This is a genomic window from Endozoicomonas sp., from assembly GCF_051008435.1.
GTDB lineage: Bacteria > Pseudomonadota > Gammaproteobacteria > Pseudomonadales > Endozoicomonadaceae > Endozoicomonas_A.
Genome location: NZ_JBPCXO010000288.1, coordinates 1 through 12,101, shown reverse-complemented (window position 1 = coordinate 12,101; position 12,101 = coordinate 1). Strand labels below are relative to the sequence as shown.

At 47.4% G+C, this 12,101-nt stretch carries 14 protein-coding genes; 12 read left to right on the top strand and 2 right to left on the bottom strand.

Going from position 1 to position 12,101, the window contains the following annotated elements:
• Positions 1-337 precede the first annotated feature (337 nt).
• The 5 genes from ACR2PX_RS14615 to ACR2PX_RS14595 all read left to right on the top strand — a co-directional run bounded on the left by ACR2PX_RS14615 (position 338) and on the right by ACR2PX_RS14595 (position 4,983).
• A complete protein-coding gene (locus ACR2PX_RS14615; RefSeq protein ID WP_434000093.1) occupies positions 338-622 on the top strand; it encodes a DUF406 family protein in 285 nt (94 codons plus the stop codon).
• A 113-nt stretch (positions 623-735) separates the two neighbouring features.
• On the top strand, positions 736-1,356 hold the full coding sequence (locus ACR2PX_RS14610; protein WP_434000092.1) for an alpha-ketoglutarate-dependent dioxygenase AlkB family protein: 621 nt from the start codon (positions 736-738) through the stop codon (positions 1,354-1,356).
• On the top strand, positions 1,328-1,939 hold the full coding sequence (locus ACR2PX_RS14605) for a tRNA-uridine aminocarboxypropyltransferase (RefSeq protein ID WP_434000091.1): 612 nt from the start codon (positions 1,328-1,330) through the stop codon (positions 1,937-1,939). Before ACR2PX_RS14610 ends, ACR2PX_RS14605 begins: the two co-directional genes overlap by 29 nt.
• A gap of 322 nt (positions 1,940-2,261) precedes the next feature.
• A complete protein-coding gene (locus ACR2PX_RS14600) occupies positions 2,262-3,719 on the top strand; it encodes an ArnT family glycosyltransferase (protein ID WP_434000090.1) in 1,458 nt (485 codons plus the stop codon).
• Positions 3,720-3,780: 61 nt separating this feature from the next.
• Entirely contained in the window at positions 3,781-4,983 is a 1,203-nt protein-coding gene (locus ACR2PX_RS14595) for a hypothetical protein (protein ID WP_434000089.1), read from the top strand.
• On the opposite strand, the gene ACR2PX_RS14590 is transcribed toward ACR2PX_RS14595, so the two are convergent.
• Positions 4,970-5,512, bottom strand: a complete 543-nt coding sequence (locus ACR2PX_RS14590) for a thioredoxin family protein (protein WP_434000088.1) — start codon at positions 5,510-5,512, stop codon at positions 4,970-4,972. The two genes, ACR2PX_RS14595 and ACR2PX_RS14590, sit on opposite strands and share 14 nt — an antisense overlap.
• Positions 5,513-5,593: 81 nt before the next feature.
• On the opposite strand from ACR2PX_RS14590, the gene ACR2PX_RS14585 reads away from it, so the two are divergent.
• The 7 genes from ACR2PX_RS14585 (at position 5,594) to ACR2PX_RS14555 (ending at position 11,252) form a co-directional block, all read left to right on the top strand.
• Positions 5,594-6,217: a TetR/AcrR family transcriptional regulator gene (locus ACR2PX_RS14585; protein ID WP_434000087.1), complete on the top strand. Its 624-nt coding sequence runs from the start codon at positions 5,594-5,596 to the stop codon at positions 6,215-6,217.
• Between the two features lie 70 nt (positions 6,218-6,287).
• The gene (locus ACR2PX_RS14580) at positions 6,288-7,205 is read left to right on the top strand and encodes a phosphatase PAP2 family protein (protein ID WP_434000086.1); all 918 of its coding nucleotides are present in this window, start codon (positions 6,288-6,290) and stop codon (positions 7,203-7,205) included.
• A gap of 54 nt (positions 7,206-7,259) precedes the next feature.
• On the top strand, positions 7,260-7,877 hold the full coding sequence (locus tag ACR2PX_RS14575; RefSeq protein ID WP_434000085.1) for a hypothetical protein: 618 nt from the start codon (positions 7,260-7,262) through the stop codon (positions 7,875-7,877).
• A 29-nt stretch (positions 7,878-7,906) separates the two neighbouring features.
• The gene (locus ACR2PX_RS14570) at positions 7,907-8,956 is read left to right on the top strand and encodes an MGH1-like glycoside hydrolase domain-containing protein (RefSeq protein WP_434000084.1); all 1,050 of its coding nucleotides are present in this window, start codon (positions 7,907-7,909) and stop codon (positions 8,954-8,956) included.
• Positions 8,905-9,141, top strand: a complete 237-nt coding sequence (locus ACR2PX_RS14565; RefSeq protein ID WP_434000083.1) for a hypothetical protein — start codon at positions 8,905-8,907, stop codon at positions 9,139-9,141. The genes ACR2PX_RS14570 and ACR2PX_RS14565 overlap by 52 nt, the downstream gene beginning before the upstream one ends.
• A 38-nt stretch (positions 9,142-9,179) precedes the next feature.
• A complete protein-coding gene (locus ACR2PX_RS14560) occupies positions 9,180-10,178 on the top strand; it encodes a nucleoid-associated protein (protein WP_434000082.1) in 999 nt (332 codons plus the stop codon).
• Between the two features lie 282 nt (positions 10,179-10,460).
• Complete coding sequence (locus ACR2PX_RS14555) at positions 10,461-11,252, top strand: hypothetical protein (RefSeq protein ID WP_434000081.1); 792 nt, start codon at positions 10,461-10,463, stop codon at positions 11,250-11,252.
• On the opposite strand, the gene ACR2PX_RS14550 is transcribed toward ACR2PX_RS14555, so the two are convergent.
• The gene (locus tag ACR2PX_RS14550; RefSeq protein ID WP_434000080.1) at positions 11,218-11,910 is read right to left on the bottom strand and encodes an rRNA adenine N-6-methyltransferase family protein; all 693 of its coding nucleotides are present in this window, start codon (positions 11,908-11,910) and stop codon (positions 11,218-11,220) included. The two genes, ACR2PX_RS14555 and ACR2PX_RS14550, sit on opposite strands and share 35 nt — an antisense overlap.
• Positions 11,911-12,101: the final 191 nt, after the last annotated feature.

The window sequence follows — 12,101 nt, the reverse complement described above, 5'->3', positions numbered from 1 at the left end:
GGCGTAGTGAGGGTGTTGCACACATGTCTGATCCTTCAGAAATTTTGATCCTTATAAATCAATCGTCTCCTGAAGGCTATTTCTGTTGCAACCCCTCACTTTTCATCAGCCAACCTGTAAAAGCCCCCAAAAGAGTCGTTAAGAATAGACGCAATTGAACCATACGTGCTGTAAAATACTCACATTCATAATGTAAGTAGCTGACTATACGGAATCGAGTATTTCTGGCTCATTGGGCAAATACTATTAAAGACGCAGAGTATTTGAACATGGAGTGAGAAAGTGATGACTTCATGTAGTTAGCTACTAATGTAGCAAAATCAAATGAGGTATCAGCATGAACGAAAAAGACCCCTTTGAATGCACCACCTGTAACACCGTAGAAGTCGGCACTCTGATCAGTGACGATGACACCCGGATTACTCTGGAGATTCGTGGTGACGAAGCCATTTCTGCCCAGGACCAGTTCAGCAAGATTGAACAACGAGCTCTTTCCGTAGGGTCAGGCAACTGCAAAATCCAATCAGAAACCAGCCAGGAAAACGGTATGACCGTCATCAAGGCGATGCTGGACTTTGACTGCACTGCAGAAAAACTGATCTTTGAGATGTCCCAGAGATAACAACGCTCAACAGACTGAATGATTCTGAACCAAGGAGTGGTTTCTGTCCTTGTTGCACAACAAGTTGTATTCTTTTGTTCACAAAACAGCTCCAGGCTCTCTAGTAACATTCAATGCTACCAGTCAACATCCATGTTCCTGACGCCCAACTGAATTTCTGGCCAGATTTGATCAGCGCACAAGACGGTGAATCCTATTTCCAGCAACTTCTTTCCGACACCCAGTGGCGTCAAGATAAGATCACACTCTTTGGCAGACTATTTGACCTGCCCAGATTACAAGCGTGGCATGGCGATCAGGGAATGATCTACCGTTACTCCGGCCTGGAACTGTCTCCTGAGCCCTGGAACCCGGTATTGCTGGCATTGAAAGAAGCGGTTGAACAAGCCTGTCAGACTTCATTTAATACGGTGCTACTAAACCTGTATCGTGATGGCAGTGACAGTAATGGCTGGCATTCGGACGATGAGAAAGAACTGGGCGAGCAACCTGTCATTGCATCATTGAGTCTAGGGCAGGAAAGACGCTTTCGACTGAAGCATAAAGATGGTAAATCAAGAGGCATACAACCCTTGTCACTGGATCTGCCTTCCGGCTCTCTGCTGGTCATGTCAGGCTCAACCCAAAGCTGCTGGCAACACTGTATTCCCAAAACTTCCAGAACGGTTTCACCCCGTATTAACCTGACTTTCAGGAGTGTCATTCATGGCTCGAGCCAAATGCCAGCGCTGTGAGCGTCCTCTTCAATTCTGTATTTGCCGTGACTTACAACCGGAACCGGCCTGCTGCGAGCTATTGATTTTGCAGCATCCCGATGAGGTCAAACACCCTCTGAACACAGCCCGCATTGCCAATCTGGGCATAAAAAACTGCACTGTTCTGGTGGGTGAAGATTTTACCGATAACCCACAGCTGAACATCATTCTTGAACAGAAACAGGGCTGCCTGCTTTTCCCTCACGATGAGGCTCTTCAGCCTACTGAGTACCAGACACTCCACGGTCAGCCTGATGTCTGCATTGTGCTGGACGGAACCTGGAGAAAGGCTCGAAAACTACTTCATCTGAACCCTCAGCTGCATACCCTGCCATGGATCTCCCTGCCAGAAACTCAGGCGTCCAGTTACAGAATCCGCAAAACACCCAACCAGTCTGCTCTGTCCACCATTGAAGCCGCTGTGTGCTTGTTGCGAGAGCTTTCGGGCAATCCAATAGCTCACCAGAACTGTCTGGACAGTTTCCAAGCCATGATCGACCGTCAAATCGAAGCCATGGGGCGGGATGTCTACGAAAAAAATTATAGAAACCGATCAATCTGAACTACTTTCAATAGACATTAGGACTGCTTGAATCCAAAACAGCAGCCATGCACAGCTATGAAAGGAATACCTCAACGTTCCAGGAAGCAGAATAACCGGGAGTCCACCGGGAACCAATCAGAGACTTTTTTTTCACTGTATTTGTGCAATGAATGAATTGGCCGAAACAATACAGAGTGGAAAAAACAACGGTCCTGTATGTCCCCGGACATCTTCCCTGCTCGTGACGCTATAAGTAGCCACGAGCGATGGAAACAATCTTTCACACACTCTGGTGATGAAAGTTTTTTCACGGTAATCAGAAACAGAGTTCAGAACAATAATGACTGACGCTTTCCTGAAATCATCTTCCCGCTGGTTCTGGGTCTATTCCCTCATCCTGTTTGCCATTCTGATCCGTCTGTTCTCCCTTGGCCTGTACCCTCTGATGGATACTTCAGAAGCCCGGTACGGTGAGATAGTCAGACTGATGGTAGAAACCAACGACTGGATCATTCCATACTTTGATTATGGCGTACCCTTTCTGGGTAAACCCCCTCTGTTTATCTGGCTCTCAGCCATCAGTTTCAAACTATTCGGCATTAATGAATTTGCAGCCCGCTTACCCTCTCTGGCCTGCAGTCTGATCACTTTGGCACTGGTCTGGAAGTTGGCCCACTTTCAAATGGGACAACGGCAGGCAAAGATCTCAGCATTGTTTTTGATGACTTCAGCCATGTTCCTGGTACTGGCCGGAGCACTGCTGGCTGACCCAGTCATGACCCTGACCATTACTCTTATCCTCTGTGGCTTCTGGATTGGCTGGAACAGTCAGAGTCCATCCGAAGCCCTTCGATGGCAGTATCTGTTTTTTGCCGGCTGTGGCTTGGCGTTGTTGGCCAAAGGACTGGCCGCCCTGGTTCTGGCAGGTGGCCCGATACTATTCTGGTGCTTACCTAAAGGCAGGCTGCTTACACTATGGCAGCGATTCCCATGGATCAAAGGACTGGTTCTGACCGCAGTCATCGCTCTTCCCTGGTATATCAGTGCTGAACTTCGTAATCCCGGGCTTCTGGAATATATGTTCATTGGCGAACATTTTTCTCGTTATCTGGATTCTGGCTGGCAAGGCGATGAATATGGCAATGCTCATGTTCATACTTTGGGTGCCATCTGGGGGTATTTGCTGGTGGGAGGATTCCCCTGGTCTCTGGTTTTGCTGGGAGTGGTGATTATTCAGCTCTGGAAGTTCTGGAACAAGAAACCCACTATCAAACTGCAAGAATGGGATTATTTTCTGCTCTGCTGGCTACTGTTTCTCCCCTTATTTTTCACCTTCACCACCAACCTTATCTGGACCTATAGCCTGCCGGTGATGCCTGCTCTAGCATTGATCATCGCCCGGATATTTGGAGAGAACTGGGCAAATTACTCAGCCAGACTCACCGCACTGGCGTCTCTGACACCTCTGCTGATGATTGTCACCACCCTTGTGATGATGAATGACGGTGGCAAAAAGTCACAAAAATATCTGATCGCCAACATGATGACTCACCCGGTTCAACAACCGGGCCATCTTATTTATTTTATGAAGCGACCTTTCTCCGCCCGCTTCTATTCCCATGGTCAGGCTCTACTGGCCAATGACGAGCAAGAGATCCTAAACCAGCTGCACAGAGATCGCAGGGACTTTCTGGCCACCCGTGATGGCAATATCGATAGGCTGTCTGATCCCTTGAGAAACCGCTTCGAAAAGGTGTCTCAGTACCGAAACTGGACCCTCTGGGTTGAAAAAGAGTAATACAGAATGAAGAGCCTACCTCTATGATGAGTGTTCTTTCATTCTCAGCTTTCGAACGACTGTGATCAGCTTCCCAGCTCAGAACAGATTTCTATTAAAACAATGCAGATATTTTGGCTTCGTCCTGATTATCTGCCTGCCAGGAAGCCACCTTTCCCACGCAGCCCTTCTGATTGATGACTCCGGGCTTGACTGGATTATCAAAAGAAGTTTTTGCGACCTTCTGGGCAGTCATCTTCACAATGGACTCTGTCAGTTCAATATTTCCCTGATGGGATCAGATCTGGAAGCCACATTCCCTTTGTTTGAAGCAAAGCAAAACGCTTCAGAAACTCACAATGGCCCTTCTTCAATGCCAGGTTGCCAGAGAGAGTATTTCAAACCCGCTGACCTCCATAGAATTACCCGGGAAGCACCAGAGGGTTGCACACTGATATTTCACAGTTCAGTACACATTAGCCAGACGACCAAAGCCAAGAAAGGACAGAGCTTTATTGGCGAAGCATTTCCTCCTCTGGCCAAGGCAGAGTGGCAGGTTACCCCACCTGACTACTTCATCGAAGAAGGCCTGAATGCCTATTATCACTGGCTTCCATCAGAAGCAGTAAAAACAGATAGTCAGCCCGGCCAGTCCATCAGTGTCATTCCCAAGCTGGAACATGCTACCCAGAAAGTACCCACTCTCATTATCTCTCATCAGAATCTGGTCAGAAACCTGCATTTCCTGCGTTCTGAAATGCCTCTGACTCGTGAAGGCTGCCAGTGGAGTATCCTGGCTTTTTACCCTTGGAGTGAATTCAGAAAAATTAAACTGTTCAACATCACCGAGGATGTTTCAGAAGCGCCTTGCGAGGGGGTGTTCCAGGTCGACAACGAGCATTTTGACGAATTACTACCAGACAGACTCGATCTACCCTCAGAAGACAAACCTGTCGATCAGATCGAAGCCAAAACTTCAGCTACAACCGAAACAAAAACGCCTGAACAACCTGAACCCATTGCTCAACCACAAAAAGCAGCTAAAACAGAGAAAAGCTCCAACCCTGTTGAAAACAAACCTCAGGACTTCACTCCTCTGGAAGAACCTGAGAATGAAAGAACAAGCTCGGATCACTGGAATCTCACAGCCAAACCTTCAAGCTTTAAAGGCAGGTTGACCCCCCTTCTAACTCTGTTTATCAGGCTCATGGATGTCGAAACCCTGAAACACTTCAACAAACGTCTTCATGATCAAGAAAAAGAGAAAAACGCTACTTCCATTTGATATTACAACCCACACTGGGGCTTTGATTCTCTGAAACAGACTCTCCGGCTAACACCGCATCCATCGCTGACTTTAAATCACCTCCGGTTACCGGCTTGTCATTTCCAGGCCTGGAATCATCAAACTGACCTCGATAGACACATTTCAGTTCGGCATCAAAGAGAAAGAAATCGGGTGTACAAGCTGCATCATAAGCTTTCGCAACAGCCTGGGTTTCATCATACAGATAGGGGAACGGGTAGGACTTCAATGCCATCTTGTCAGGGGCATCCCCGGGAAATGCTTCAGCATCATTAGCACTGATAGCCACTATTCCAAGATCACGATCAGCATATTCCTTGCCCAATTGCACCAAAGCTTCCTCCAGGTGAACGACATAGGGACAGTGATTGCAGATAAACATCACCAGAAGTCCCTTCTCCTTTCTCACCTCTTGCAAAGCCACTTCTCGCCCTGAAGCAGGATCAGACAGGTTAAAATCAGGAGCCGGTGAACCCAGCTCAATCATATTCGATGGGGTCAAAGCCATTCAGGTATTCTCCAGTTTTAATCCCTCAGTACCTGCCAATCAGGCTTAGGGAGTTGTCGGGAACAGAAAACTGCTGCTACATTGGAAGTTCAAAAATCAAACAATGTCATTATGGGCAGGCATACCTCTTTTAATAAAGACAAGGCACTGGATAACGCACTCACTCTGTTTTGGTCCAGAGGGTTCTCAGCATCTTCTCTCAGACAACTGGAAGAAGTGACTGATCTGCATCCGGGCAGCCTCTATCATCATTTTAAAAACAAAGAAGGCTTATACCTGCATGTTCTGCAGTATTACATTGAACATTACCTGCAGTTAAGAATTCAAAAACATCTGGGCTCGGGACCTCCTCTTGAAGGGTTGCGCAGATTCCTGACGGCGGGTTATCGCCACCCCAGGGATATGCAATACCAGAACTGCTGCTTTCTGGCTTGCACCAGTACAGAGCTGCACCTCTTGCCAGAACAGGCTGCAGAACTGGTCAAACAGGCTGTAAACAACATACAGCAGGCCTTACTGACCCAGATTCTAAAAGGGGCTGAAAAAAAGCTGATCTCCCCCAATCTGAGCAGCACTGATGCAGCCCGGGAACTCACCAGCTTCTTTCTGGGTCTGCAGTTGATGGCCAGAATCAGCCCCAATCAACACCAGTTGGACTTGCTGGTAAAACACAGTCTTCAACACATCCTGAATCCAAAAGCCTGATTAGGAAAAACCGTGAATTAATATCACGGCTCACAAATACCTTGCCCTGAATACCTGGCAAGGAAAAGGTATGTTAATGGACGCTTTGCAGTTTATTTTGTTGTTACAGCAGAAGCTGATGGTAATTGACCTCTACCTGAGAAGCCTGTCTGCCTTTGGCTATTCCTACCATTACCAGCTGTTTTCAGGCCTGCTTTACTGGTCTGGGTATCAATACCTGGGGGCCCGCTTGGCCATCGGTACCGAGATCAGTACGACTGTATTTGGTGCTTGCCGCCAGTTCTTTGCCTCTCCCAGACCTTACTGGATCTACCCAGAGCTCTACAATGGAATGTCAGAAAAAGCCTTTGGTATGCCATCGGGCCATACCCAGAATGCGGTTGTTCTCTGGGGGCTTTTGGCCAGCACGCTAAAAAGTCGCTGGCTCTGGACTCTGGCGCTGTTCATGATTCTGTCTACTGCAGTCTCAAGGTTATACCTTGGTGTCCACTTCCCGTCCCAGATTTTGGTGGGTATCAGCTTTGGAACCATTATTCTTTTTCTGATTATTTCACTGGAACAACCGTTTCTTGATTTCCTGAATGCCAAAGTGTTCTGGCAGCGTTGCCTGATCGTCCTGCTTGCCTGTTCCCTGCCACTTATAATCACTCTTTTCTTCAGAGAAATTCTGAACTGGGGACTTGGCAACGGTGCATTATTTCCCTATAGCAAGATGGCCAAATTCACCGGGCTGTTTACTGGAATAGGCTTAGGGTTATTGATTGCTCCCAGCGTTGAAAAGCCATCTCTGAAATTGTTTTTCACCCAGGCACTCCCCGGAGCCGTCAGCGTTTCATTGCTTTATAAGCTCCTGCCTTATCTTCCCGCGCCGGAAGATTTTTCCAATCTCTACTATCTTTTCCGCTGGTTTGAAGCTTTTCTGCTGGCATTTTGGGGAGCAGGCCTTTGGCCTGTCATCCATCAAAAGTTATTAGGAAAGCAAACATAGTCGGACTTAAACGATAAATACAACAGCCAAAATAAAAGCCAAACGGAGTGTTCAATGCGGTATCCAGTGGCTCTCGCACTGCTTTCTTTGTGTGTGGCAACGTTCTGTCAGGCCTACTGGATAGGCGACTTCCATCACTACCGGCTAGCCCAGAAATCGGACGGCCAGTACTTTGATAAACAAATTTATCTCTTTCCCATAACTCGTCCCTGGCGATACAGCGAAGCGAGCTTTCGACAACTGTTACCCGAAATTCTGTTAGAAGACGCTGACATTACTACCCTCAACAAAGTTGCCTGGATTACGTTCTTCTCCAACATCCGTTGGCCAGAAAACCAGAATAACCGTCATTACGTCTCGGACTGGTTAAGCTCCCAGTATTCAAACCACGAGTTTTTGTGGGATCAGGCCTTATGCACCTTCGGGTTTGGTCTTTATGCACACCGATTTTTCCCCATTATCGGAGGGTTGGATAACTTTTACCGATTTCAGCATCCTGACGGTTTTATTCCCAGAGAAACCAGCTCTGATGGTTATGAGATCTACTACGCGCCCTCACAACCTACCTCAATGAAAGAAGCCAAAAACGAGAAAGACAAAGCCCTTAATCAAATCAGGGAAAAAAAATCAGGGAACTCTACATCGAAGAAAATAAGAATAATCCGCCTTTGATCGCTCATGCAGAATGGCGCTATTACCTCATGAGCAGAGATCTGCAACGGTTGCACAGAGTCATTATCCCGCTTGAGCACTATACCCGCTGGCAGGAGAACAACCGACAAGTAAAAGCAGGAGCACTGAAAGGACTTTTCTGGCAACGAGCTTTTGGCTCAGGCATGGACAATATTCCTTTGGGGTTTGATGCCTGGTCCCGAGAGGAAAACAAGATCAGCGCCCACCCTAACCCTGAAACTATTAACGTTTCAGACTTGCTTGATAAAAACGATGCCTGGTTCGATATTTCTGCCCAGATGAAGCTGCACTACGATGCCATGGCAAACATTGAGCGGGTTCTGGGGAATCATGAGCAATCAGAAAAATATCAGGAAAACTCCCAAGAACTGAAAGACAAGATTAATGAGTGTTTATGGGATCATCACAAAGGAGGGTACTTCAATGTACAGGACAACTGTGAGAACAAAGAAGTCACCTTCACACTGTCAATGTTCTGGGCTCTCTATGCTGATATAGCCAGTAACGAACAGGTAGATAGCATGCTACCTATGCTAACCAGCTCACTCTTTTTCAGAAGTGAAATGCCCTATCCCGCCCTGGCTCAGCTCTACTGGCCGATTCTCAAATGGCTTCGACTGTTACGTTATCAGTTCAATGAAGACGGAAACTATTGGCAGGGAGGCTCCTGGCCTCCACTCGTATACATTACCCTGAAGGGGTTGATGAATTATTCAGACGTTCGACAGGATGCCTGGTTCGAATATACCGCCTCAACGGAGAAATATCTGAAAAAACTGGCTCAAAACTTGATTCAGGCTAGTACCGCATCAGGAACAACGAATCCTGTAATTCTCAGGGAGCAATTTTACGAATATAACAGCCCCACCAATGGTGGTCCCGGAAAAAGAGATGACGAACATAAGACACCGGCAAAAAGTAACTTTCTGGGCTGGGCAGGATTAGGTCCCATCGGTTTAGTACAGGAAAGCCTGATTGGCATTAATGTTCATGAAACCAGAATCACATGGCACCTGCACACCTGCACAGACAGGACACCCACGGCATTCAAAATCTGAAAATTGGCGATGGGGTTATCAACCTTGAAGTCACACCAGGCAATCCTCTGCGAAGATCTGACTTTACCTTATCCGCTGAAAACCTTGTCAGCCAGGGTATCCACACCCTGAAAGTCATCTATCGGGAAGAAGGTACTATGAAAACTCTGGTATTTAATATGTCCGAATTGGAACAATGCCGGTAACATTAGGAAATCACTATTGCTTGCAAGACTCTTAATTTATGGCCATTCAACAAATCATTGTCCATCAGCTGGAACAGATACCTGGCAGCGACTCTCTGACTGCTATTCCAGCAGGTCATAGCCTGCCTCCTACCCCGGCACTGGAAGCCATGCTGGACGATCTGCTGCAAACCTACAACAAGAAACAGGATAAACAGTACGGCCAATTCAACCCGGAAGCCGAAAGCCCTTTTCCAACCGAGCTGGGCGAGTATCTGGATGAAAAAATGGACTTTACAGTCCTGACACAGAATACCTTGAACCAGCTTCTGGAAAAGCTGGATCAGGCCGGTGCTCTGGGTGGTGGTTACCTGCTATTTGCTGACTACCAGCAAGGCCTGTCTCGATACTTCATGCTCTGCATGCTGACCAGCAACGTCAGTGTCACCGTCACTAAAGATCTCTCTATCCAGGATGTAGCCTACCTGGATACCGCCAAGATGCCTCTTGCGTGTCGAGTTAATATCACCGAATGGCAGAGTAACGAAAACAGTGGTCGCTATCTGTCCTTCCTGCGCCCACGGGGTGGTCGTCGCTTAAGCGATGTTTTTCAGGATGCCCTTGGGTGCAATGAAACCAGCAACAGCAAGGAAGAAGCTGACACACTGGTCAGCGCTGTAAAGGAATACGCTAAAGAAGCCCCTTCACTGGAAAATCACAAAGAAGTCAGTCGTCAGGTGTATGACTTTTGCCAGACCAAAATCGATGAGGGTGATGCCCTGACCCTGGATGAACTCACGGGTCACCTGAGTGAAGCGGGTTCCGATGACTTTGCCCGTTTCGTCAATACCCGCGACTACGATATGAGCCAACCCATGGCTCCCGAGAAACGCACTCTAACCAAGCTGGTGAAGTACACGGGTCGCGGAAAGGGCCTTAACATAGCATTTGATGCAGAACTGTTAGGCACTCAGGTGGTCTATAACAAAGACCTGAACCAACTGGTGATCAAGGAAGTTCCCGCCAAACTCAAAGAACAACTGGAAGGTAACAACTAACATTGCCTCCAGAAGCCTGACCGATATTAAGGGCTGTTGCCGTTTTTCGTTGGATTTGTGCCAATAGTAGTCCTATTCAATCAAATTCAACGGAACTGCCGATTGCTGATCAAACTCTTTCTGCATTTGCATACCCTCTTCAGCTTTGATAGACCTATTTAGAGGCCTGTCTGATTTAGAGCACTCACACGCTTCGTCAGAAGGCTTCTGGGCTGTCACAATCAAGTGGCAGCCGGGACATCCGATACATAAGGGATGATTTCACTGTTTCCGGGTCCCGTCATGCCTAAAGCTCATTTACTGGCCGCTGTGCTGTTTTTTCTGGCGTTCATGAATCAGGCTATTGCTTCTGAGCAACCTGCCAAAAAAAGCAACCTGACCTCAGAATTTCTTCTGAAACAGGAACTGTTGCTGAATCAATTGATTGTGAATATTCACCTGCTGCAGATCGATTTTCTCAATCAGGAAGCCAGAGAAAAAATGCTGGACAACCTGGCCCTGCTAAACCAAAGCATTCCAGCTTTGCCAGAACAATCCCGGGATCAGGAAACCTCAAAGCTGCTCTCATCAACCCTGACCCTCTGGCCAATCATCAGCCGACATGCAGCCTGGATGGCCGACTTACCCGCTCATTCTCGCCCCCCCGAGGCTACAACATTGCTGCTGGCGCTGGCCAAGCTGGATAGAAAGCTGTTACTCCTGCGACAAAAAATGCTGACCCGCTACCCTCACAGAAACCAAAAACTGGGGTTTCTTGAGCAAGCCCTGTTAATGCAGCGCTTATCCCGGGAATACCTCAGCCTGACCCTGTCAGAATTGAAAGAAGACAAGACAGCCTCAGGTCGTTTGCAACTTCAGACCCTGGCCAGACATTTCGAACAGAAGTTGTTAAAACTTGATAAACAATTCGGGGATCATGCTCATGCTGCCAAGCCTATCAAGCAGGCTCAGGCTGCCTGGAACTTCATCAAGGTGGGAATCGAACAGTTTCCAGGCAGACCTGTTCCTGAAATGGTGGCTCGATATGGAAGCACCATTGTCAGCCGGATGACTTCTGCACATCAGATGTTCTGACCTGCAAAAACACCTCTGCTTCTCCCCAGGGAAAACGAACTGAAAACTGCTGTCTCAGCTCAAAAACACCAGGGACCGGACAATACTCCTGAAGTGGATAACTGACTGAGATCACCCGGCTGCCTGGCTGGAGAGCCAGCATTCTGAGTGTGAGGCAGCGAATGGTCAGATCGTCCAGATTGGATGCATAGAGATAGACAACAGACGCTTCTGACAGATCAACTTGCAAATAGTCTCCTTCAATAACATTCAGCTCACCTGACTTCAGCCTTTGACTGACAATCCTGAGCCTCTTACAAAAAGTCGGGATCTGCTCAATGGATGTCACCCTGACGCCTACGACACTGGCCAACCAGAGTGAAGTAAAACCACTGCCCGCACCCAATTCGAAAACATGATCTCCCGGATTAATTTCAGCCTCTCCACAGACTGCCTCAAGTACAGTCAAAGGTGTTTCGCCATAAAGATACAAGTCATCTGACTTTCTCTGGATCAAGAAACGTTTACTGACCTGGAAGGGACTGTCCAGCAAATACCGGAGCTTTAATTCAAGAAATGCTTTAAGGAAAGAACGGTGAGAGGAGTAACGACGAAATACCCTGAATAACTCAACCCATTCGAAGAATTGAACTTTTAATCCCAATAAAAACAGTTTCACCTGATGCGTCCAGATTCCATTCTGTTAGTAATAGATTGATTGACAGCTTGAGTCCGGTCAACAGTGATCTAGGAGCCTGTCGGACTTAAGACTATTTCGGCCTAAATTCCAGAAAGAACGGCCCAATTATTCGATGAATTCGATTAAATAGGTCAACTATTCTCACGAATCCATCGAAGCTGTCTAGAACG

Excerpts from the sequence above, each read along its gene's own strand:
- ACR2PX_RS14560 (WP_434000082.1), top strand. The coding sequence starts at position 9,180 with ATGGCCATTCAACAAATCATTGTCCATCAGCTGGAACAGATACCTGGC.
- ACR2PX_RS14555 (WP_434000081.1), top strand. The coding sequence starts at position 10,461 with ATGCCTAAAGCTCATTTACTGGCCGCTGTGCTGTTTTTTCTGGCGTTC.
- ACR2PX_RS14580 (WP_434000086.1), top strand. The coding sequence starts at position 6,288 with ATGTTAATGGACGCTTTGCAGTTTATTTTGTTGTTACAGCAGAAGCTG.
- ACR2PX_RS14590 (WP_434000088.1), bottom strand. The coding sequence starts at position 5,512 with ATGGCTTTGACCCCATCGAATATGATTGAGCTGGGTTCACCGGCTCCT.
- ACR2PX_RS14610 (WP_434000092.1), top strand. The coding sequence starts at position 736 with ATGCTACCAGTCAACATCCATGTTCCTGACGCCCAACTGAATTTCTGG.
- ACR2PX_RS14605 (WP_434000091.1), top strand. The coding sequence starts at position 1,328 with ATGGCTCGAGCCAAATGCCAGCGCTGTGAGCGTCCTCTTCAATTCTGT.
- ACR2PX_RS14575 (WP_434000085.1), top strand. The coding sequence starts at position 7,260 with ATGCGGTATCCAGTGGCTCTCGCACTGCTTTCTTTGTGTGTGGCAACG.
- ACR2PX_RS14600 (WP_434000090.1), top strand. The coding sequence starts at position 2,262 with ATGACTGACGCTTTCCTGAAATCATCTTCCCGCTGGTTCTGGGTCTAT.
- ACR2PX_RS14570 (WP_434000084.1), top strand. The coding sequence starts at position 7,907 with ATGAGCAGAGATCTGCAACGGTTGCACAGAGTCATTATCCCGCTTGAG.
- ACR2PX_RS14615 (WP_434000093.1), top strand. The coding sequence starts at position 338 with ATGAACGAAAAAGACCCCTTTGAATGCACCACCTGTAACACCGTAGAA.
- ACR2PX_RS14565 (WP_434000083.1), top strand. The coding sequence starts at position 8,905 with ATGGCACCTGCACACCTGCACAGACAGGACACCCACGGCATTCAAAAT.